The sequence below is a fragment of the Aeromicrobium sp. P5_D10 genome (genome assembly GCF_054049535.1).
Map to the genome: position 1 here is coordinate 18,410 of NZ_JBFUME010000014.1, position 19,845 is coordinate 38,254.

19 protein-coding genes are annotated in these 19,845 nt (G+C 65.3%); 7 read left to right on the forward strand and 12 right to left on the reverse strand.

The window, feature by feature from the left end; genetic code table 11:
- Nucleotides 1-43 precede the first annotated feature (43 nt).
- Nucleotides 44-541 (forward strand): DUF4396 domain-containing protein, encoded by a 498-nt coding sequence (locus tag ACXJKC_RS20745; protein WP_456698657.1) that lies wholly within the window; start codon nt 44-46, stop codon nt 539-541.
- Entirely contained in the window at nt 538-678 is a 141-nt protein-coding gene (locus ACXJKC_RS20750; RefSeq protein ID WP_456698658.1) for a hypothetical protein, read from the forward strand. The genes ACXJKC_RS20745 and ACXJKC_RS20750 overlap by 4 nt, the downstream gene beginning before the upstream one ends.
- Nucleotides 679-798: 120 nt before the next feature.
- Here ACXJKC_RS20750 and ACXJKC_RS20755 read toward each other — a convergent pair whose 3' ends face one another.
- The 3 genes from ACXJKC_RS20755 to ACXJKC_RS20765 all read right to left on the reverse strand — a co-directional run bounded on the left by ACXJKC_RS20755 (nt 799) and on the right by ACXJKC_RS20765 (nt 3,518).
- Complete coding sequence (locus tag ACXJKC_RS20755) at nt 799-1,770, reverse strand: aldose epimerase family protein (protein WP_456698659.1); 972 nt, start codon at nt 1,768-1,770, stop codon at nt 799-801.
- Between the two features lie 7 nt (nt 1,771-1,777).
- On the reverse strand, nt 1,778-2,635 hold the full coding sequence (locus ACXJKC_RS20760; RefSeq protein ID WP_456698660.1) for a fumarylacetoacetate hydrolase family protein: 858 nt from the start codon (nt 2,633-2,635) through the stop codon (nt 1,778-1,780).
- Nucleotides 2,636-2,705: 70 nt separating this feature from the next.
- The gene (locus ACXJKC_RS20765; RefSeq protein ID WP_456698661.1) at nt 2,706-3,518 is read right to left on the reverse strand and encodes an IclR family transcriptional regulator; all 813 of its coding nucleotides are present in this window, start codon (nt 3,516-3,518) and stop codon (nt 2,706-2,708) included.
- A 42-nt stretch (nt 3,519-3,560) separates the two neighbouring features.
- Between ACXJKC_RS20765 and ACXJKC_RS20770 the strand changes: the two genes are divergently transcribed.
- Nucleotides 3,561-6,392, forward strand: coding sequence for an FAD-binding and (Fe-S)-binding domain-containing protein (locus ACXJKC_RS20770; RefSeq protein ID WP_456698662.1), 2,832 nt, complete (start codon nt 3,561-3,563; stop codon nt 6,390-6,392).
- Nucleotides 6,389-7,132, forward strand: coding sequence for an SDR family NAD(P)-dependent oxidoreductase (locus tag ACXJKC_RS20775; RefSeq protein WP_456698663.1), 744 nt, complete (start codon nt 6,389-6,391; stop codon nt 7,130-7,132). Before ACXJKC_RS20770 ends, ACXJKC_RS20775 begins: the two co-directional genes overlap by 4 nt.
- A 44-nt stretch (nt 7,133-7,176) precedes the next feature.
- Here ACXJKC_RS20775 and ACXJKC_RS20780 read toward each other — a convergent pair whose 3' ends face one another.
- From ACXJKC_RS20780 to ACXJKC_RS20805, 6 genes are all read right to left on the reverse strand, one after another.
- Nucleotides 7,177-8,217, reverse strand: a complete 1,041-nt coding sequence (locus ACXJKC_RS20780; protein ID WP_456698664.1) for an alpha/beta hydrolase family protein — start codon at nt 8,215-8,217, stop codon at nt 7,177-7,179.
- Between the two features lie 27 nt (nt 8,218-8,244).
- Nucleotides 8,245-9,300 carry an ABC transporter permease gene (locus ACXJKC_RS20785; protein ID WP_456698665.1) on the reverse strand — a complete coding sequence of 352 codons (1,056 nt, stop codon included), beginning with the start codon at nt 9,298-9,300 and terminating at the stop codon, nt 8,245-8,247.
- 12 nt (nt 9,301-9,312) lie between these two features.
- Nucleotides 9,313-10,848, reverse strand: coding sequence for a sugar ABC transporter ATP-binding protein (locus ACXJKC_RS20790; RefSeq protein ID WP_456698666.1), 1,536 nt, complete (start codon nt 10,846-10,848; stop codon nt 9,313-9,315).
- Nucleotides 10,833-12,011 carry a sugar ABC transporter substrate-binding protein gene (locus ACXJKC_RS20795; RefSeq protein WP_456698667.1) on the reverse strand — a complete coding sequence of 393 codons (1,179 nt, stop codon included), beginning with the start codon at nt 12,009-12,011 and terminating at the stop codon, nt 10,833-10,835. Before ACXJKC_RS20795 ends, ACXJKC_RS20790 begins: the two co-directional genes overlap by 16 nt.
- Before the next feature lie 209 nt (nt 12,012-12,220).
- Complete coding sequence (locus ACXJKC_RS20800) at nt 12,221-13,087, reverse strand: mycofactocin-coupled SDR family oxidoreductase (protein ID WP_456698668.1); 867 nt, start codon at nt 13,085-13,087, stop codon at nt 12,221-12,223.
- 72 nt (nt 13,088-13,159) lie between these two features.
- Nucleotides 13,160-13,858, reverse strand: coding sequence for a YoaK family protein (locus tag ACXJKC_RS20805; RefSeq protein WP_456698669.1), 699 nt, complete (start codon nt 13,856-13,858; stop codon nt 13,160-13,162).
- A gap of 56 nt (nt 13,859-13,914) precedes the next feature.
- Between ACXJKC_RS20805 and ACXJKC_RS20810 the strand changes: the two genes are divergently transcribed.
- Both ACXJKC_RS20810 and ACXJKC_RS20815 read left to right on the forward strand, forming a co-directional pair.
- Nucleotides 13,915-14,877: a zinc-binding dehydrogenase gene (locus ACXJKC_RS20810; RefSeq protein WP_456698670.1), complete on the forward strand. Its 963-nt coding sequence runs from the start codon at nt 13,915-13,917 to the stop codon at nt 14,875-14,877.
- A gap of 5 nt (nt 14,878-14,882) precedes the next feature.
- Nucleotides 14,883-15,815 carry an alpha/beta fold hydrolase gene (locus tag ACXJKC_RS20815; RefSeq protein ID WP_456698671.1) on the forward strand — a complete coding sequence of 311 codons (933 nt, stop codon included), beginning with the start codon at nt 14,883-14,885 and terminating at the stop codon, nt 15,813-15,815.
- An 11-nt stretch (nt 15,816-15,826) separates the two neighbouring features.
- Here the strand turns inward: ACXJKC_RS20815 and ACXJKC_RS20820 are convergent, their stop codons facing one another.
- Genes ACXJKC_RS20820 through ACXJKC_RS20830 form a run of 3 tightly spaced genes read right to left on the reverse strand, consistent with a single transcriptional unit; the run spans nt 15,827 to nt 19,311 of the window.
- On the reverse strand, nt 15,827-16,543 hold the full coding sequence (locus ACXJKC_RS20820) for a GntR family transcriptional regulator (protein WP_456698672.1): 717 nt from the start codon (nt 16,541-16,543) through the stop codon (nt 15,827-15,829).
- A 48-nt stretch (nt 16,544-16,591) separates the two neighbouring features.
- The gene (locus tag ACXJKC_RS20825; protein ID WP_456698673.1) at nt 16,592-17,494 is read right to left on the reverse strand and encodes a dihydrodipicolinate synthase family protein; all 903 of its coding nucleotides are present in this window, start codon (nt 17,492-17,494) and stop codon (nt 16,592-16,594) included.
- Between the two features lie 23 nt (nt 17,495-17,517).
- Complete coding sequence (locus ACXJKC_RS20830; protein ID WP_456698674.1) at nt 17,518-19,311, reverse strand: gamma-glutamyltransferase family protein; 1,794 nt, start codon at nt 19,309-19,311, stop codon at nt 17,518-17,520.
- Nucleotides 19,312-19,390: 79 nt separating this feature from the next.
- Here ACXJKC_RS20830 and ACXJKC_RS20835 point away from each other — a divergent pair, with 79 nt between their 5' ends.
- On the forward strand, nt 19,391-19,819 hold the full coding sequence (locus ACXJKC_RS20835; RefSeq protein ID WP_456698675.1) for a hypothetical protein: 429 nt from the start codon (nt 19,391-19,393) through the stop codon (nt 19,817-19,819).
- The last annotated feature ends 26 nt before the right edge of the window (nt 19,820-19,845 follow it).

Sequence of the window (19,845 nt, forward strand, 5' to 3'; positions counted from 1 at the left end):
GATCAAGTAGATACCGTCAGGGGGTATCCGAGGAAGGACTCACATGAACCCCCGCAACAGCATGGCCGCCAACGCCACGTTGCATTGCCTCACGGGCTGTGCGATCGGTGAGATCCTCGGCCTGATGATCGGCACCGCTTTGGGCCTCAGCGCGATCGCGACCATCGCACTCGCGGTCGGGCTGGCGTTCTTGTTCGGCTATGCGCTGTCGACCCTCCCGTTGATCCAGGCTGGGCTGGGCTTCTTCGCCGCCCTCAGCATCGTCTTCGCCGCCGACACTCTCTCCATCGCCGTCATGGAGCTCGTGGACAACCTCGTCATGGCCGTCATTCCCGGCGCCATGGACGCCGGTCTGGTCAATCCGGTCTTCTGGCTCAGCATGATGCTCGCCCTGACCGTCGCGTTCATCGCCGCGTTCCCGGTCAACCGGTACCTCATCGACAAAGGCAAGGGACACGCCCTGACCCACCAGTTCATGCACGGAGACGAGCACACCGGGCATGACGGACACCAGCACCAGAGCCACGGAGGATCCTCGTGAACACCAAGACTCTCGCCGCCGCGCTGATCGGCTTCATGCTCGGCGGCCTCACGGTGTCGATCGCCGCCGAACTCGAAGACGACGACAAGCCGAAGCCCTCCCACAGCTCGATCTCCCGCCATGGCGGCGATCGCTAGGCCATGACGATGGAACGGATCGCACGTCTTGCGGGCAACCCCGCGGTTCGCCGCGCCGTCCGCTGCCTACTCGCATGCGCCGCTACCGCCGTACTGTCGGCGTCGAAGCCCGACGCGTGACTACACAGCCGAGAACGTGAACCTCATGGTGTTCACATACCGATCCCCCGGCCGCAGGACGGACAGACAGGCATCGACGTCACTCGGCAATCCCTGGGTCTCCAGCGCCAGACCCGCGAACGCGGAATAGGCCCGCGCTCCCGATTTCGCGGTGAGACCCTCGAGGATTCGACCCGCGTAGATGCACGCTCCCGCCTGATTCGACTCCAGCTCGAAACGCCGACCGGATCGCGGGTCGGTCAAGCGCGCCACGATTCGCGATCCGGAACCGTCCAAAGCCCACAGATGGTCGTACCCGCCCGTCCCCAGGTCCGACATACGTTCACCGATTCCGCGCGGGGTCAGGAAGTCGAGAGCCGTCCCCCGGACAGGCACGATCTCACCGGTAGGAATCAGTTCGTCGTCCATCGGCAGATACTGGCTGCCCAGCACTTGGAGCTCATGGCCCAGCATGTCGCCCGAATCGTGACCGGCCAGATTCCAGTACGAATGATTGATCATCGACACCGGCGTGGGTCGATCGCATGTCGCAGACATCTCGATCTCGAGAGTCGCATCGACGAGCCGATACGTCACTGCGGCATCGACCTGGCCCGGATATCCCTCCTCGCCGTCCGGAGAGACCCGGCTGAAGGTGACCGCCTCCTCCCCGGAGTGCACCGAGGCCGACCAGATGTGCTTGTCGAATCCCCGCACCCCTCCGTGAATGTGGTTGAGTCCCTCGTTGATCGTGACGTGATGCTCCTGTCCGTCGAGACAGAACCGACCACGCCGGATCCTGCCGGCGAATCGCCCAACCGTGACGCCCATGTATGCCGGGTCTCCCGAATTCCGAGCCACATCCGGCCGTCCGAGCACGACATCGGCGAGATTCCCGCTCCTGTCCGGCACATGCATCTGCAGCAGACTGGCTCCCAAGTCCGAGACGACTGCGGTGTGCCGGCCATTCGACAATGTGAAGAAGCTGACCATGCGCGGTCTACCGTGCCCCGATCACGGTCTGCTCCTGGATCCCGAGCCCGTCAATGCCCAACCGCATCACGTCGCCGGGACGAAGCCACACCTGCGGGTCCTGGCCCATCCCGACCCCGGGCGGCGTGCCGGTGTTGATGAGATCGCCCGGCTCGAGAACCATGAACTGGCTGAGGTGATGGACTATGACGTACGGGTCGAAGATCATCGTCGATGTGCTTCCGTCCTGGCGCCGCTCATCGTTGAGATCCAGCCACATACCCAGGTTGCGCACATCCTCGATCTCGTCGGGCGTCGCGAGCCACGGTCCTGCGGGGTTGAAGGTCTCGGCCGACTTGCCCTTCGACCACTGGCCACCGCGCTCGAGCTGGAACTCGCGCTCACTGACATCGTTGACGACCACGTAGCCGGCGATCGCATCCTTGGCGTCGTCGACCGTATCGAGGTACGACGTCCTGCGCCCGATCACGATGCCGAGCTCGATCTCCCAGTCCGTCTTGGTCGAATTGCGAGGAATGCGGACGTCGTCGAACGGTCCGACCAATGTATTGGGCGATTTGGTGAAGATGATCGGTTCATCGGGCACCGGCTGTCCGGTTTCGGCTGCATGATCGCTGTAGTTGAGACCGATGCAAAGGATCTGGTGCGGCCGGGCGATCGGCGCTCCGATGCGTTCTCCGGCGAACTGCTTGATCTGGCCCGAACGGGTGCGCTCAGCCACCACGGTTCGCAGCAGATCCATGCCGCCGGCGAAGAAGCTCTCGTTGTAGTCGTCGACGACGTCGGAGACATCGATGTAGCTGGATTCGTCCAGCCGGACCACGGGACGCTCAGAGCCGAAATCGCCGATACGCATCAGGAACATCTGATTCTCCTAGTACTGGTTGTCAAAGCGCGACGCCGTGCCGCGCAGAAGGGTCGAGGTCGCAGAGACCTCAGTTCAGGGGCATGTCCCCGCGCAGGCTCGCCTGAATCGACTCGACGATGGCGGCGTGATCATCGACCAACTTCGCCAACGGCGTCCGATAGGCCAGGGCGCTGACGCTGACCGCACCGGTCGGCATATCTGCCGAGGCCAGAAAAGCCGGAACTGCGAAGCAGTTGATACCCGGTTCGTTCTCCTGATCGTCGACCGCATATCCCTGCGTCCGGATACGCGTGAATTCCTCGTCCAATTCGTCCAGGGTCGTCATCGATGCGGGAGTTTGCCGCACCAGACTTCGTCCCTGCATCCAGCCCTCGATGGCCTGACGATCAGGCAATTGGAACGACAAGAGGAGTTTGCCAGCCGCAGTGCAGTGCGCCGGATTCCTTCCGCCCACGACCGAGGTGAGCCGGACGCTGCCGACGAGCGGATCCTCCTTGGCGCGATATACCACCGCGTCGCCGTCGAGCACCGTGTAGTGGATCGTCTCCCCGTACTGCTCACTCAGCGACTTCAGCGCACCGGAGATCCGGACGTGATCGGGACGACCTTCGTGATTCAGGAATGCGAGGCGGAGGAACTCGCTGCCCAACAGGTACCGGCCGTGACCGTCCTGGGCCGCGAAGCCCGCCCGGCGCAGCGCCACCAAAGCCCGGTGGACCGTCGGCTTCGGGCTGGCAACCGCCGAGGCGAGTTCTTCGAGCCGGACACCTTCGGGGTGTAACGCCAACTCCGACAACACCGCAAGGGTCCGGTCGGCTCCGACGAGTTTGCGGTCCTCACCACTTCCCCTGGAGTCATCAGCCGAGGTAGTATCCGTCATATTCCAAATAGTAGATCATCGTTTCAAGAAATGGAAGATGCTGTGTCTGCAGTCGCCTATCGCGGAACAACTCCCGCAACGCTTCGAGCTCTCGAAGGAACCGAAGGGCTCCGCACGGGCGCATCCGACCGGCTCGCCATGGCGCACGATGCATCGCACTATCTTCTGACGCCTGACGCCGTCGTCGATGCGAGCAGCGATCGCCATGTCGCCGCCATCATGCGTGCCTGCGGAAATGCTGGGATCTCGCTGACTTTCAGATCAGGGGGGACGAGCCTCAGCGGCCAGGCATCCACGTCCGGAGTCCTCGTCGACACTCGCTCCCAGTTCCGCAGGATCGAGGTCGCTCCAGACGGCATGAGCGTTCGGGTCCAACCCGGCGTCACCGTGCGACAGGTCAACGCCCGCCTCGCCGCCTACGGTCGCAAGCTCGGCCCCGACCCGGCCAGCGAGGCTGCCTGCACGATCGGCGGAGTCATCGCCAATAATTCCAGCGGCATGGCGTGCGGCACAGCCTTCAACACCTATCGGACCCTGCGATCCATGACATTCGTCCTGCCGAGCGGGACGACGATCGATTCATCGCGAAGCAGCGCCAATTCTGAGTTGCGCGCCCAAGAACCCGAGCTGTTCGAAGGACTGTTGCAGATCCGCGACGAACTGCGGTCCGACGCAGCCGCGGTGGAGACCATCGGCAAGCAGTTCTCGATGAAGAACACCATGGGATACGGGGTCAATTCATTCCTCGACCACGACGATCCGGTCGAGATCCTCACCCATCTCATCATCGGCGGAGAAGGCACCCTGGCATTCGTCGCCGAGGCGGTGTTCGCCACGATCCCGGTCGGCAGTCACGCTTCGACCGGTCTCCTCGTATTCGACACCCTGCAATTCGCGACCGAGGCGCTTCCCGCCCTCGTCTCCACGGATCCCACCGCGATCGAACTACTCGACGCCACCTCACTGATCGTGTCGAAGAAGGATCCTGCGGCCGGTCACTACTTGGCCGGCATCGACGTCGATCGGCACGCCGCTCTGCTCGTCGAGTACCAGGCATCCAGCGCCGAGGAACTGCGCGAGTTGACCGAACCCAGCGCCGGACTTCTGGCGTCCCTCCCCCTGTCGTCCCCCGCCCACATGTCGAGCGAGGCAGCGACCCGATCCGGGTTGTGGCACCTTCGCAAGGGCCTGTACGCCACCGTGGCGGGCAACCGTCCGACCGGCACCACGGCGCTTCTCGAGGATGTCGCCGTGCCGGTTCCGCAACTCGCAGAGACCTGCCGTGATCTCCACGAGCTCTTCCGGCTGCACGACTACACCGACAGTGTGATCTTCGGACACGCGAAGGACGGGAATATCCACTTCCTCCTCAACGAGAGATTCGACGACGCCGAGAGACTTCGCCACTATGTCGACTTCACAGAAGAACTCGTCGACCTGGTGCTTGGAGCGGGTGGGACGCTCAAGGCCGAACACGGCACCGGACGGATCATGGCGCCGTACGTCGAACGGCAGTTCGGACCTGTGATCTACCGCGCCATGGTCCGTGTCAAGCAGCTCTGCGATCCCCGGGCGACTCTCAATCCGGGAATCATCATCACCGACGACCCCATGACTCACGTCAAGAACCTCAAATCGACCCCCTCGATCGAGGCCGAAGCCGATCGCTGTGTCGAGTGCGGATATTGCGAACCTGTCTGCCCGAGCAAAGACCTGACCCTGACCCCTAGACAACGGATCGTCCTGCGGCGCGAATTGGCACGGGCGAAAGCCCAGGGAGACTCCGCACTGGTCGCCGAGCTGGAGCGCAGCTACGAATACGACGGCCTCGAAACATGCGCCGCCGACGGGATGTGCCAGACCGCGTGCCCGGTACTCATCGACACCGGCGCGCTCGTCAAACGACTTCGCGCCGAATCCTCCGGCAAGGTCGTGAACACAGCGTGGTCACAGGCCGCGAAACATTGGTCGGGGACGACCCGGTTGGCCGCCGGCGCGCTGACTGCGGCGGACCGGGTCCACCCGTCGATCCCATCGACGATGTCCCGGGGTGCTCGTTCAGTCCTCGGCGACGATGCCATCCCGCTCTGGGACGTCAGCCTTCCTGCAGGAGGAAGTCCTCGCCGAGCGGTTGATGCCACGTCACCGGAGGCGGTCTTCATGCCGTCCTGCCTGGGGGCCATGTTCGCCCCCGCCGAGGACAACGGCGGAGTTGCCTCCGCATTCCTCGAGCTCTGTCAGAGGGCCGGAGTGTCCGTGCGGACTCCCGAAGGCATCAATGAGTTGTGTTGCGGCACGCCGTGGAAATCCAAAGGGCTCACCGACGGATACCACGCGATGGTCAAGAAGGACGCCGCCGTCCTCTGGGAGGCCACCGACCACGGCCGACTACCTGTCGTGAGCGATTCGGTGTCCTGCACCGAGGGACTGGATCGGTTGTTCGACGACGTCGCGACGACATACGGACAGCAGTTGACGGTCGTCGATGCGATCGCCTTCGTCGACACCCACATTCGTCCGCGCCTCGACGTGAAATCGCGTATCTCCTCACTCGCCCTCCATCCGACGTGCTCGTCCACGCGCCTCGGCCTGAACGACTCCTTGAATCGGATCGCGGAAGCGCTCGCGGACTCGGTGTTCGTGCCATTCGAATGGTCGTGTTGCGCCTTCGCCGGCGACCGGGGCATGCTCCACCCCGAACTCACCAGATCCGCGACGGCGCCCCAGGCCGAAGCCATCAGATCGCGGGAATTCGATGCCTACGCCTCAGCCAATCGGACCTGTGAGATCGGCATGAGCCGGGCCACGGGTCAGACCTACGTCCACCTGCTCGAGCTCTACGAACACGCCACCCGCCCAAAGGACACACCATGAACGACTTCTCCGGATTGACAGCCCTCGTCACGGGAGGCGCAAGCGGCATCGGTGCCGCGACCGCAGATGTACTGCGCGACCGCGGCGCGACTGTCGCAATACTCGACCGTGCCCATTCGGGACGAAGCGGCCATGTCGAGATCGAATGCGATATCTCGGATCGTTCGCGCGTCAATTCGGCTGTCGCCGAAGCTGCCCAGGAACTGGGCGGTCTCGATGTTCTGGTCAACAACGCCGGGATCGGCGCTGCCGGAAACATCGCGGAGAACGACGACGCCGAGTGGCAGCGTGTACTCGACGTCAACGTGATCGGATTGGCCAGAGTCACCTCCGCCGCCCTGGAATATCTGCGGCAGTCGACCAACGCGGCGGTTGTCAACACCGGATCGATCGTGGCTGCGGTAGGCGTTCCACAGCGCGCGCTCTACAGCGCGAGCAAGGGTGCCGTCTCGAGCCTGACATTGGCCATGGCGGCCGATCACGTGCACGAAGGGATCCGGGTCAATGCGGTACTGCCCGGCACAGCCGACACCCCCTGGGTGGCCCGGCTTCTCGACCAGGCCAGCGACCCCGACGCCGCAGCGACGGCTCTGAAAGCCCGCCAGCCCCTCGCCCGGCTCGTGACCCCGCAGGAGGTCGCGGCGGCCATCGTCTATCTGGCCAGTCCGCTCAGCGGCTCGACCACCGGAACGCTCCTCACGGTAGACGGAGGGATGGGCTCTCTCCGTCTACCGCAGTAGTGGGTGGGGTGTCGTCTCGGCTCAGCGGGTGCCGCCTCAACCCGTCATCGGACGGATCCGCGCAGCTGCTCGGCCATCCAGTCGGCGGCGTCCGTGAGCCACAGCCACCTGGCATTGGCGACGTTATGGTCGCCCTGCTCGATCAACCGGCGGGTGGCGTCGGGAATCTGCTCGGCCATCCACGCACCCGTGAAGTCGCCGTTGACCAGTGGGTCCTCGCCGCCGTCGACGATGAAGACCGGAGCCGTGATGCGCTTGACGTCATCCTCGGCGTCAAGACCGTTGGCGAAGTCGCGGGCTGCCTCCTCCCCACCTGCGCGCAGCTCTGCCAGAGATCTGACGTACGGGCCCATGCTGTCCCAGCTCGCCTTCGCGAACCCGCTCACGACGACGCCCGCTCGAAGTCTCGGCTCACGCCCCAAGGTCGCCATCGTGTAGTGCCCACCCAGGCTAGAGCCCCAGATGCCGATCGCCGACGGACGCCAGCTCGGCTCGACGTCCTGCAGTCGGTCGAGCGCTTCGGACACCACACCGGCGAAGTGCTCCGGGAACGGCAGGACCGTGGTGAGCTCGCCCTGCGCCGGTCCGTCGATCGCGAGGGTCGACACCCCCCTGGCGAGCAAGGCGTCGGAGACGGCCAGCTGCTCTTCCTTGGCACCATCCAGACCCGAGACCAGCACCGCGAGGATGTCGGAGGTGACGGGCTCGACCGGGCGCCGGAGCACGCCTCTGAAGTTCTCGCCCCGCAACCTGACGGCGCCTTCGTCGGCAGTCACCAGAGCCCGCCACTGTGCCTCGGCAGCATCGAGATATCCCTGGGCTTCTGCCGTGGGCCACGCTTGCGCGAAGTAGAACCACGTCGCAGCAGCGCGATACCTCTCCGTCGCGGTCTCGCGACGACCGGCCGCCTCGGCCGCTTGCCCTGCTGTCAGGTGTCGCGTGGCGGCCAGGCGGAAGGACGGCGGCCACTCCTCGATCGCGGCGATGGAAGCCACCACCTCGTCGAACTCGTAGCCGTCGATGCCCGCGGCGACTGCCCTGGATCGGGAGCCTGCCGCCAGCTCGGTCACGGTGTCGTCAGTCATGGGTACTCGCTTTCGTGGGAGGGGTGGTTATGCCTGGAAGCCGGCGAGGCGCTGTCGGACCCGATCGAAGTAGACGGCCAGCAGGAGGATGAGACCGGTCACGAGCATCTGCCAGCTGTTGTTGAAGCCACGCAGCGCCAGGGCGTTGGACAGGACCTGCAGGAAAGCGGTTCCGATCAGGGCGCCGTAGACCGATCCTGCTCCACCGGCGATGGACACTCCCGAGAGCAGCGCCGCTGCGATGACGTAGAGGACGATCGACGATCCGCCGGCCGAGGGGTCGGCGATAGTCTGACGGCCCGCCATCATGACCCCGCCGAGAGCAGCGCACATCCCGCTCAGCCCATAGACCGCCGGAACAACCCATTCACTGCGCACGCCGGACATCGCCGCTGCCTCCGGGTTGCCACCGACGGCGTAGACCGCTCGACCGAAGACCGTGTACTTGAGTGCGAGCCCGGCCATGATCACCAGCACCACGGCGATGATCGCGCCGAAAGGGACCCGCCCACCCCACGCATCGTTGCCGAGGAAGGCCGCGAGGTCGCTGCCCGACATGTCGATCTGCCGGTTGTCGGCCCACAGCAGCGCGACTCCCCCGATGGCCGAGGATGACGCCAGGGTGACCACGAAGAACGACATCTTGAATCGACCGATGAGGATGCCGTTGACGCAGAAGCCGACCGCGGCGCCCAGGGCCAGCGTGGCGACGAGCGCAATCGGCTGCGACCAACCTGCTTCGAGAGCCTTGGCGTACGCAATTCCCGAGATGCTGAGGATCGCCCCCATCGACAGGTCCATGCCGCCCGACAGGATCACGATCGTCATGCCGATCGCGAGGATCGCCGGGATCGCGCTTGCGCGCATCAGGTTCGTCACGTTCGGCGCGGAACTGAACGTCGGCTCGGTCAGCACCTCGACGGCGATGACGAGGACGAGCAGTGCCGCGACGGCGATCATCGGTGCCGAGGGCCCGATGAGATGTCGGCGCAGGGAGCCGTGCCGACGCCCCAGCCCGCCGACGGCGTCTGGACCTGTCGACCGTGTCTGGTCGGTCCGTTCGGTGGTGGTGCTCAAGTTCATGTGTCTCAACCCCTATGACGCGAACGCCAGTCGTGTGATGGTCTCTTCGGTGGCCTCGTCGCCTGGTTGCTCGCCGACGACCCGACCCTTGTTCATGACGACCACGCGGTCAGCCAGCCTCAGCACCTCAAGGAGCTCGGACGAGACCACGACCACTGCAATACCGCGGGCGGCGAGCTGCTCGATGATCGCGTAGATCTCGGCCTTCGCACCGACGTCGACGCCGCGCGTCGGCTCGTCCAGGATCAGCACCGAGGGGTCGCGCAGCAGCCACTTGCCGATCACGATCTTCTGCTGGTTGCCTCCGCTCAGGGTTCCGGCGAGGACGTCCAGACCTGCGGCCCGGAGGCCGACCCGGCGGGCGACATCTGTCGCGTGCCTGCCCTCGATACGTGGCGACCGGACACCCCGCTTGCCGAGAAGCATCGCCGCGGCCATGGCCAGGTTCTCCTGCACCGACATCGACAGCACCAGGCCTGATCGCTTGCGGTCCTCCGGTACCAGCGCAACGCCGCATGCAATGGCCTGCGCCGGCGAGGAGAGGCTGACCTCCTGGCCCGCGACCTCGATGATGCCGTCGTACGACCATTTGCCGAACAATGTCTCGACCAGGCTCGTGCGACCGCTGCCGGCCTGACCCGCGATGCCGACGATCTCGCCCGGGCGGACCTCGAGGTCCACGTCGATGACACGATCGGTTGTGAGCCCGCTGATCCGCAGCGCCGCAGGACGGTCGTCGCCCTGAGCCGCCGATGCCCGGTCGGGCCGCGCGAAGAGGTCCGTCAGCTCTCGTCCGACCATGCGGTGCACCAGCTCGACCTCGTCGAGGCTCGCCGTGGGGGCGTCCATCACGTTCCTGCCGTCGCGGAGCACCGCCACACGGTCCGTCAGGTCGAAGTACTCACGGAGCCTGTGGGTGATGTAGACGACCGCGCTCCCGGCCTCCTTGAGCCCTCGGATCATGCGGTAGACGACCTCGGTCTCCTCAGCCGTGAGCGAGCTCGTCGGCTCGTCCAGGAGGACGACCGCGGGCTTGCGCCGGACGACCCGAGCGATCGAGAGCATCTGCTGTTGGTGCAGCGGCAGCGTGCCCGCCGTCGTGCGAGCGGCGATGTCGAGGCCGAGCTCGCGCAGCTCGCCTTCAGCCTGGTCGTGGGCCCGCCTCCAGTCGATCCGTCCCCGACGCCGGGGCAACTGTCGGTCGAACAGATTCTCCGTCACCGAGAGATGCGGCTGGATCTGGATCTCCTGCGCGACCAGTGCGATCCCCCTGTCGAGCGCCTGAGCCGGCGAGGCGCTGTCGAGGGCTAGGCCCGCGACCATCACCTCGCCCGCATCGGGCCGGTATCGACCGGCGACGATCTTGAGCAGAGTCGACTTGCCGGACCCGTTCTCGCCCACGAGGCCGAGAACTTCACCCGGCCAGATCTCCAGCCGGACGTCGTCCAGCGCGCGAACCCCCGGGAACTGCTTGGTCACTCCTCGCACCGACACGACAGGCGTGTCGGTGCGAGGAGCCGAGGACTCGACCATCAGTCGACCGGGCACGCGACTGAAGCACGGAGGTCGGCGTCGGCCTCGAGCAGTGGCTCGTCATCGCTCGTCACGGTAGGAGCGAGGCCGGTCGGCTCCAGGTCACGACCTTGACCGATCCCGAGGGTGCGAACGGCGATCGTCGGCACTGACTTGATGGTCTCCTTGCTGATGCACTTGGGGTAGAGAGTGACGTACTTCGGCGCCTTGTCGCCGCGCGCCAGATCGATCATGTATTTCACCGTCAGAGCGCCCTGTTCGGCCTGCCCCCACAGGAAGGAGTAATCGATGACTCCCTTGCTGAGCGCCTCGTGGCCGACCGCGTCGACGTTGTACCCCACGATGGTCAGTTTGTCGCGTACGCCGAGGTTCGTCGCAGCCCGAGATGCCGCGACGGCATTGGTGTCGCTGTAGGCCACGACTCCCACGGCATCAGGATGCTGCTGCAGCGCCGCCTGTGCGGTGCTGAGGCCGCCCGCGATGTCGTCGGTCTTGTTCTGATAGGTCCCGACGACGGTGATCTTGCCGTCGCTGCACTTCTTCACCTCAGCGGTGAAACGCTTCTGCATCGCCACCAGATCGGCCTGTGGGAAGCCGTAGGCGCCGTAGATGACTCCGCCACCGTCCGGGTACTTGTCGCAGAACAGGCGCGCCGAGTTCGCCGCACCCGTGAGGCGGTCCTGGTGGAACGTGATCGCGGCATCGTCGAAGTTGGACAGCTCGCCGGCGACCACCGGGATGCCGGCTGCGACCGCGCGCTTGCTCGGCGTGGTCATTGCATCGGGCGAGAGCGGGAAGAACGAGGTGACGTCCGCCTTCTTGGAGGTGACCAGGTCCATCGCGCTGATCATCGAGTTGATCGGGTCGTCCGCCTTGGCCTCGACGAGCAACGGCGTCGCCTCGCACGCCTTGGCGGCTGCCTTGAACGCGTCGTTGAAGGCCTTGCCTCCCGCGTTGGAGCTCCAGACCACCGCGCCGCCGATCGTCAGACCCTTTCCCGTGGTGCATTCCTTGGCCGGCCCGGCCTTGGCGGCGTCGAGGATCCGATCGGCGTCGGTCTTCGACACCTTCTCATCCGGGACGTCGCTGCCCTTGTCGCTTTCCCCGCCACACGCGGCGACCACCAACGACAGACACGCCGCACCGAGCGCGACTCCCACCTTCTTGCGTGAACGCATACTTTTCCTCCATGTATGGATGACCATTCCGGCACCACCCCATACCGGAAATATCAGATGCAATCTTCTCCAAACAACATCCCATGTGACGGACGTCGCGTCAACACATCCGGAGGATTCGACGTAAAGATTGGGTTACGGCGACCGCCCTGGACAGCGACAGCCCGCCCTCGCTGCGCGAGGGCGGGCTGCGTTCCAGAATCGGAGTCTTAGTCGCGGATCGGCCACGGGTTGAAGCCGGGCAACGCCAGGTGACCGGCGTCGACCGGCAGCTGGATCCCCGTGACATAGTCGGCGTCATCGGAGCAGAGCCACACCGCAGCGCGAGCAGGGGCGTGGGCAGGAATGACCCCGGTGTTGCGCATCGCCGTCCACTGGTGCACGGCGTCGAGGTAGTCCTCGCGACGACCGTCGGGCTTGCCACTCGTGCGGTTCCACCCCGTCTGGTGGTCGTTGATCTTCGTGTCGGTCGTGCTGGGGAGCAGCGCGTTGACACGTATGCCGTGGGCGGCGAGCTCGAGTGCGGCCGTGCGCATGATCCCGATGACGCCGTGCTTGGCCGCCACGTAGGCAACGCTGAACGGCACGGCCTCCACACCGACGTTGGAAGACGTCAGGACGATCGCCCCTCCTTCGCCCTGCTCGATGAGCTTCGGGGCGACCGCCTTGACCGACCGCCACACACCCTCGAGGCAGACGCCGATCTGGTCGTTCCACGACTCATCGGAGGTCTCCCACAGCGGATCGCTCGACCAGTCGTAGATCCCGGCGTTGGCGACGAGATAGTCGATCCGCCCCAGCGTCGAGATCGTCTCCTCGACCGCGGAGTCGAGGTCGGACTGGCTGCGGACGTCACCCACGACAGTCACGCATCGCCGCCCCAGCTTTTCGACCAGCTCCCGGGTCTCCGCGAGGTCGTCGACCGTCGCGAGCGGATAAGGGAGGCTCGCGATGTCGTGACCGATGTCGAGCACCGCGACATCGGCACCCCGCCGCGCGAACTCCAGGGCGATCTCCCGTCCTTGGCCGCGCCCGCCGCCAGTCACGAACGCGACCTTGCCGTCGAATGAGCTCATGAGGCCCCTCTCCTTCTTCTGTTAGTTGGATGCGATATGGATTGATTGGGTGCGATAAGAGTTGTTCGACATTCAAACACAGACACGCCGCCGCTGGAGCTCGCCGACGACCGCGACCGCGGCCACGACCACCCCGGCCAAGGCGATGCCAGCGGCCACGTGCCAGCGCAGCATCAGCGCACCGAGGAGGGCGCCGAGGATCAGCAGGGCCACAGCGGTAAAGCGCCTCGCCTGCCCACCCCCGCGCCCCGCGCCGAACCACGAGTCAGCGGCGAGCCCGGTGATCGTCGAGGTCACGACCACGGTCGTGACGTCCCTGACCGCGACGACGCGCGCCATCGCCGCTTGGACGCCCATCGCGGCGGCCAGCGTCGAGGAGCACACTACGGAGACTGGCCCCCCGTGATCGACCCGGACGACCGAGGCCAGGACGGCCATCGAGCACATCGTGAGAGCAACACCCCCGGTCAGAGCCGTCGACCGAGCACTCCATCCCGCTGAGGCAGCGCGGAGAACCCGACCAGCCACGACGGCACCCGCCATGAAGCCGACCAGCGCGAGCGCCGGGCCGACGATCGGCAGGTTGTCAGCACCTGCGACGCCCATGCCCAGGATCACTACATTCCCAGTCATATTGCCGGTGAAGACACGGTCCAGACCGAGAAAGCCGACGGCATCGATGACCCCGGTTGCGAAGGTGAGGGCCAGCATCAACCGCACCTGAGCGCGTTCGGCTCGAAGGGACGATGTGAGAGCTTCGATCTTGGTCACCCACTCATGCTAGCATTCGATTTGTCTTATTTAGAATCCAATCTGAAGGAGTGGGTATGCGCGCCATCGTCGTCGACAACACCGGACCCGAGGTTCTCGGCATCGCGGAGGTGCCCGATCCCGTGCCCGCACCGCACGAGGCACTGATTCGTGTGACCGCCGCGTCGCTCAATTACGGTGAGGTCGCTCACGCGCACGGCAGACAGGACAACAAGCTCCCTCCGTTCCCCGACGGGCTCGTGCTCGGCAACGACGCGTCCGGCATCGTCGAGCGTGCCGCAGAAGACGGGAGCGGACCCGCCGTTGGCACGCCGGTGGTGTCGATCGGAGGAGTCGGCGCATGGGCCGAGCTCCGCGCGGTCCCCACTGCGGCACTGGGTCTCGCACCGGCCGACGCCGATCTCGGAGCACTGAGCACCGTCCCCGTCGCGGGCCTGAGCGCGTTGCGCGGGCTCAAGCGCATCGGGAATCTCCTCGGCAAGCGAGTCCTCGTCACCGGTGCCACCGGCGGCGTCGGCCGCTACGCGATCCAGCTCGCCCACATCGCCGGGGCCGAGGTCGTCGCCTCCACGAGCAATGTGGACGCCTTCGGCACCGAGCTGCGCTCCCTTGGCGCCCACGAGGTCGTGTCCGCGCCGTCCCAGGTCGACGGGCCCGTCGACGGAGTGCTCGACCAGGTCGGCGGGCAGCAGCTGGTCGACGCGTTCAGGACGCTGGCGCCACACGGAGTCCTCGTATCGGTCGGCCACTCTGCCGGCGAGCCCGAGACCTTCCCGTTCGGCGACCTGTTCGGCGACGCCGGCCGCGACGACCGCTCGCTCGTGACGTTCTTCCTCGGTGCGCAGCTGGGGCTGCCCGTGGACCTGCAGTCCGATCTGACGTGGCTCGCGACCCAGGTCGCCGAAGGCCGTCTCGATCCCGGCATCACGTGGCGTGATGACTGGCGCAACGCCGCTGAGGCCTACGCGGCCCTGCTCGATCGTCGCCTGGCCGGCAAGGCCGTCATCGAGATCAGCTGATCTGCGTGAGTGACGAGACCAAGTTCTCCGACATGGGATGGCCCCGGTCGGCTGTGACGTCCCGCGTGAGCACCAATGGGATCCACCTGGCTGTCACGACTGCGGGCGACGGACCACCAGTCCTGCTGGTGCACGGATTTCCCGATCTCTCCTCCTCGTGGCGCCGCCAGGTGCCGGCTCTGTTGGAGGCCGGCTACCGGGTGATCGCGCCCGACATGCGCGGCTACGGCCACAGCGACCGTCCGGCTGACGTCGAGAGCTACGACTCGGCGACGATCGGAGCCGATCTCATCGGCCTGCTAGATGCGTTCGAGATCGACCGGGCGGCGCTCGTCGGCCACGACTGGGGCGCGAGCTCGGTATGGCCCTTGGCGTTTAGCCACCCCGACCGAGTGCGCGGCATTGCCGGCATCAGCGTCCCGTTCCTGCCGGCCGCACCTGTGTCACCGCTTGCCATCATGCGAAAGCGCCTCGGCGACGACTTCTACATGGTGCGGTTCCAGGACCGCGGCGAGCCCGAGAAGGCACTGGAGCAGGACGTGGAGAGCACGATCGTGGCTGTGATGTGCGACATCGAACCCTTGAGCGACGGGAGCAGTGCGCGACGTCCCGCATGGCTCCCGCGCGAGGACCTCGACCACTACGTGAGCACGTTCTCCGCCCACGGCTTCTCGGCACCGTTGAACTACTACCGCAACATCGAGCGCAACTGGAGGGCGGTCCGTCAGCTCAGCGGACTCACCAGCTCGCTACCTGCCTTGTTCCTCACCGGCGACCGCGACATGGTCGCCTCGTTCATGCCCGCGGACCGCATGAGCGAGGTCTTCGTCGACCTTCGCACTGTGGTCGTCGAGGGTGCCGGTCACTGGGTCCACCAGCAAATGCCCGATGCCATCAATGCCCCGCTCCTGGAATTTCTCGCAGGGCTGCCTGCCTGACAAGTCGGCCGTCAGCTGTCGACGGCACCGTCGGCGATGCTCTCGGCCCACCGGGCCGTTGCCTCGATCGAGGACGTGATGTGGTTGACCATCTCCCGACGAGCCCGCTCCGCATCCTGCGCGACGATGGCCTCGGCAATCGACTCGTGCTGGGCCAGGTTTCGGGCGATGAGGCGCGAGTTACCCGCGTAAGCTCCAAATGAAAGATTGTGAGGAAGTTTTCGCCGCAGGTCATTGATCGTCTGGCTGAGGTGCGGATTGCCGGCCGCTTCGACAATGACCGAATGGAACACCTCATTGGCTTCCACCCAAGCCGCAGCCTGCTCTGCGGCGGGACGGTCAAGTGTCGTCCGGAATGATTGCCATGAGTCGGTCATGCGGGCCACCTGCTCGTCATTCATCCGGTCCGCGGCGAGCGCTGCGGCGAGTCCTTCCAGGTCCGCACGCACCTCGCCGATCTCCCGAATGTCCTGCCCGGATTGACCGTTGACGCGCGCCCCGCGGTTGGGAACGATCGTCACTGTGCCTTGCGCTGCCAAGATGCGGAGCGCCTCACGTACGGGAGTCCTACTCACGCCGAACTCTTCGGCGATCGCGCCGTGACGCAGCCACGTTCCGATGGCGATCTCACCTGAAAGTATCTGTCGTTGCAGGCGGCTCACGACCTGATCACTCATCGATTCGATCGGGTCGCCGCCGAGCCGCGTCTCACTACGTCCAATTGCCATATCGCTCCCTCGCCCAGCTGTGTCTACGTGACAACCTAGCGCATCCAATCAGTCTTGCTGAGGATGCTCATACTTCCACCGATGATGCAACGCCGTATCACGTACCAGATCGTCGTACGCGTCGAGAAGTGGATCCAACCACGACTCATAGGGTGCGGTCGGTCTGCGGACGTCGGGGTGATCAATGACGCCTTGCCGCCACAAGTTCTGTTTGCGGATGGCCACGCTGGTCCCGGCCTGCACCTCGAAGCCGATGAAAGACCCGATGGAACTGACCAGACGTCGCGCCTCCGCAGGGTGGCCATCTGACAGACGGGAGAGGGCAAGAGCCACGACTTCCGGACGCGTGATGCCACAAGCGGCAGCAGACGCGCCCTGGCTCACGTCGTCGAGCAGGCTCAACCCACCAAGACCTGAAACGAGCCGAACGCTCGGGAGGAGTTGGCGCAGACGCCGGATCCGAGCGAAAGTCGGGGGCGCCTCGCACTTGATCGCGGCGATAAAAGGAAGTCCATCGAGCGCCTGCGCCAAGTCATCGACGGCTATCGCTACACCACTCGACGCGGGATAATCTTGCACCAAGATCGAAAGCTCGCCACACCGCCGGTGGGTTTGCTCGAGTCCCCGCCTCAGTGAAATGGGGTCGGCGGTGTCGACCGGCACCAGCAGACCCGCCAGTCGTTCGCCGAACATGTCGGCGAAGGCCGAGCCGTGCTGTTGTCGTTCGCGTAGATCCAGGGACATCATTGATGCGTAGACCGGTACCTCGACACTATCGAGAATGGTCGCGACGACGTCGACCTGCTCGCTCGCGCTCAGGGTGGCGGGCTCGCCGATCACTCCCAGCGCCACGGCGGCATCGCTCCCCCGGCTAACCATGGTCTGGGCGTAGCGCCGCAGGCTGTCATGATCCACACGGTCACCTCCTGCTTCGAACGGTGTGGCCAGCATCGACCACAGCTCTACACCTTTGGTCATCGTCCGACCGCGTAGCCTTGGGCGCCCCGGGGGTTGGCCGCGGCAATTACTGCGCCAGACTCGTGCAGCCTGCCCACCGACGAGAGTCGGCCAAGCGTCCAGTTGCCGGCCCTGCGGACCCGATGTCCTCGCCGCGCAAGACGGTCGAGAATCTCCGAACCCATACGGTCCTCGACAACTAGCCCCCCGGGCTCCCACGTACGCGGCCAGAAACTGCCCGGAAAGCTTGATGAGTGGAACATCGGCGCCTCAATTGCCGCCTGCGGATTCAGACCGGTCACGATCGTCCGCAGGAGGTAGACCAGCTGCCACTGATCCTGCTGGTCGCCGCCTGGTGTGCCAAGAGCCGTGATCCCTGTGGGAGTAGTTACCATCGTTGGGCTCAGTGTTGTCCGGGGGCGTTTCCCCGGCCGCAGCGCCGCGGGGCTCGATTCGTCGAGGCGCATCATCTGCAGGCGGGTGCCAAGGCCGAATCCCAGCTCGGGGATGGTGGGAGATGACTGGAGCCACCCTCCCGATGGCGTGGCTGACACCGCATTCCCCCACCGATCGATGATGTCGATGTGGCAGGTATCACCGTCGACCGGCTTGGCCAGCTTGACCGTCGGCTCACCGGCCACAGCTGAGACACTCTCATCTGCGACTCGAAGCGGAGGTTGATAGGGCGACTTGAGGATCGCGTGCGCGCCCGGCCTGAACTCTCTGGACGCTTTGTCCGTGATCAGATCCCGACGCTCCTTTGCGTAGTGCGCCGAGATGAGCAACTCCAGCTCGGGCGTCGTGAGCCCGTCGCCGTAGTACGCCTCGCGATCCGCGGCTGCGAGTTTCAGCGTCTCGGCAACCAAGTGCACAGCGCGCTCGCCCCTGAGGTCCAGCTCGGCATCGCCGAACCCGTCGAGGATCGCCAGGCTCTGCAGCAGCATTGGCCCCTGACTCCAAGGTCCCGCCTTGTGGACCACATGGTCGCGGAATTCGAGGGAGACCGTGGGTTCCAGGTGCGCCCGGAAGGCGGCCATGTCGTCGCCCGTAAGGACACCACGGTGGCTGCGTCCGGTGGAGTGGAGGTGGGGTGTGGAACGAACGAATCTGTCCACGGCGTCCGCCACGAATCCGCCGCTCCACGCTCGCCGGGCGGCGTCAATGACCCCCTCACGACCAGAACCCGCGACCTTCGCCCCCTCGTCGACTAGGCGACGCAGTGTTCGTGCGTAGGCGTGGTTGCCGACGATATCGCCCGCGGCTGGTGGTCTGCCGTCACGCAGCCACTGTGCTGCTGAGGTCGGCCATGCCTCCACGAACAGCTCGGCCACCGATTCTATGACCTCGGCGGCGGTCGCCAAGAGTGGTTGACCGCGCTCGGCATAGTGGATCGCGTACGCCAGGGCATCCTCGAGGGTCCACGTGCCAAAATCACGAAGGAGCAACAGCCAAGCGTCGACGGCACCCGGCACTGCTGCTGCCAAAGCTCCGGAACCGGGAATATCGTCCAGTCCCTCGGCCTCAAAGTGCTCGATAGTCGCACCTGACGGGGTGGGGCCCTGGCCGCACAACACCTGAAGCCTCTCCCCGGATGGAGCCACGATAGCCACAAGGTCCCCGCCGGGTCCGTTGAGATGAGGTTCAACGATATGAAGCACGAATCCCGCCGCGACTGCGGCGTCGAAGGCGTTGCCGCCTCGCTCAAGGACCGACTGCCCGACCGCCGAAGCCACCCAGTGGGTCGTGGCACACGCACCGAAGGACCCGACAATGTTCGGACGCGCCACTGACCCGTCGGGCAGCCATTCCATATTATTCCTTTTGCATTGAATTTATATAAGACTGGATGCAATACTACCTCAACCATTGCATTTGTGAAGGAGCATCAACATGACCGCACCCAAGGACGAGCCAACCCGTGAATTTCCCACCGCGCCCGGCGACGAGCTGGTCTTCGAGAACGACCGGGTCCGGGTGTGGGCAATGAACCTTGCCGCCAACGGCGGCATTTATGACTTTCACCAACATCAACACGACCACCTGATCTTGTGGCCGCACGCGGGCCGGGCCGAAGCCATGGAGTACGGGGACGACACGTGGACCATTTCCCAAGTGGCTGAGCCTGGGTTCGTCATGTTCAAGACCGTCGGCACCGGGGGCCCGATGGCTCCACACCGAATTCGTAACCTCGAGGACCATCCCGTCACTCACTACGTCATCGAACTGATCAGCGAGCCCTCCCCTAGCGACAAGACGCTGCCCACGGAGAGCAACGGGCGCGGCTTCACCACCAACCCGCAGATGTCGGTGACCGACTAGCGCTCGCCGCATCCTGTCCCTGACAT

Coding starts and splice junctions, on each gene's coding strand:
- ACXJKC_RS20745 (WP_456698657.1), top strand. CDS start 44: ATGAACCCCCGCAACAGCATGGCCGCCAACGCCACGTTGCATTGCCTC.
- ACXJKC_RS20755 (WP_456698659.1), bottom strand. CDS start 1,770: ATGGTCAGCTTCTTCACATTGTCGAATGGCCGGCACACCGCAGTCGTC.
- ACXJKC_RS20760 (WP_456698660.1), bottom strand. CDS start 2,635: ATGTTCCTGATGCGTATCGGCGATTTCGGCTCTGAGCGTCCCGTGGTC.
- ACXJKC_RS20765 (WP_456698661.1), bottom strand. CDS start 3,518: ATGACGGATACTACCTCGGCTGATGACTCCAGGGGAAGTGGTGAGGAC.
- ACXJKC_RS20775 (WP_456698663.1), top strand. CDS start 6,389: ATGAACGACTTCTCCGGATTGACAGCCCTCGTCACGGGAGGCGCAAGC.
- ACXJKC_RS20780 (WP_456698664.1), bottom strand. CDS start 8,217: ATGACTGACGACACCGTGACCGAGCTGGCGGCAGGCTCCCGATCCAGG.
- ACXJKC_RS20785 (WP_456698665.1), bottom strand. CDS start 9,300: ATGAACTTGAGCACCACCACCGAACGGACCGACCAGACACGGTCGACA.
- ACXJKC_RS20795 (WP_456698667.1), bottom strand. CDS start 12,011: ATGCGTTCACGCAAGAAGGTGGGAGTCGCGCTCGGTGCGGCGTGTCTG.
- ACXJKC_RS20800 (WP_456698668.1), bottom strand. CDS start 13,087: ATGAGCTCATTCGACGGCAAGGTCGCGTTCGTGACTGGCGGCGGGCGC.
- ACXJKC_RS20810 (WP_456698670.1), top strand. CDS start 13,915: ATGCGCGCCATCGTCGTCGACAACACCGGACCCGAGGTTCTCGGCATC.
- ACXJKC_RS20820 (WP_456698672.1), bottom strand. CDS start 16,543: ATGGCAATTGGACGTAGTGAGACGCGGCTCGGCGGCGACCCGATCGAA.
- ACXJKC_RS20825 (WP_456698673.1), bottom strand. CDS start 17,494: ATGCTGGCCACACCGTTCGAAGCAGGAGGTGACCGTGTGGATCATGAC.
- ACXJKC_RS20830 (WP_456698674.1), bottom strand. CDS start 19,311: ATGGAATGGCTGCCCGACGGGTCAGTGGCGCGTCCGAACATTGTCGGG.
- ACXJKC_RS20835 (WP_456698675.1), top strand. CDS start 19,391: ATGACCGCACCCAAGGACGAGCCAACCCGTGAATTTCCCACCGCGCCC.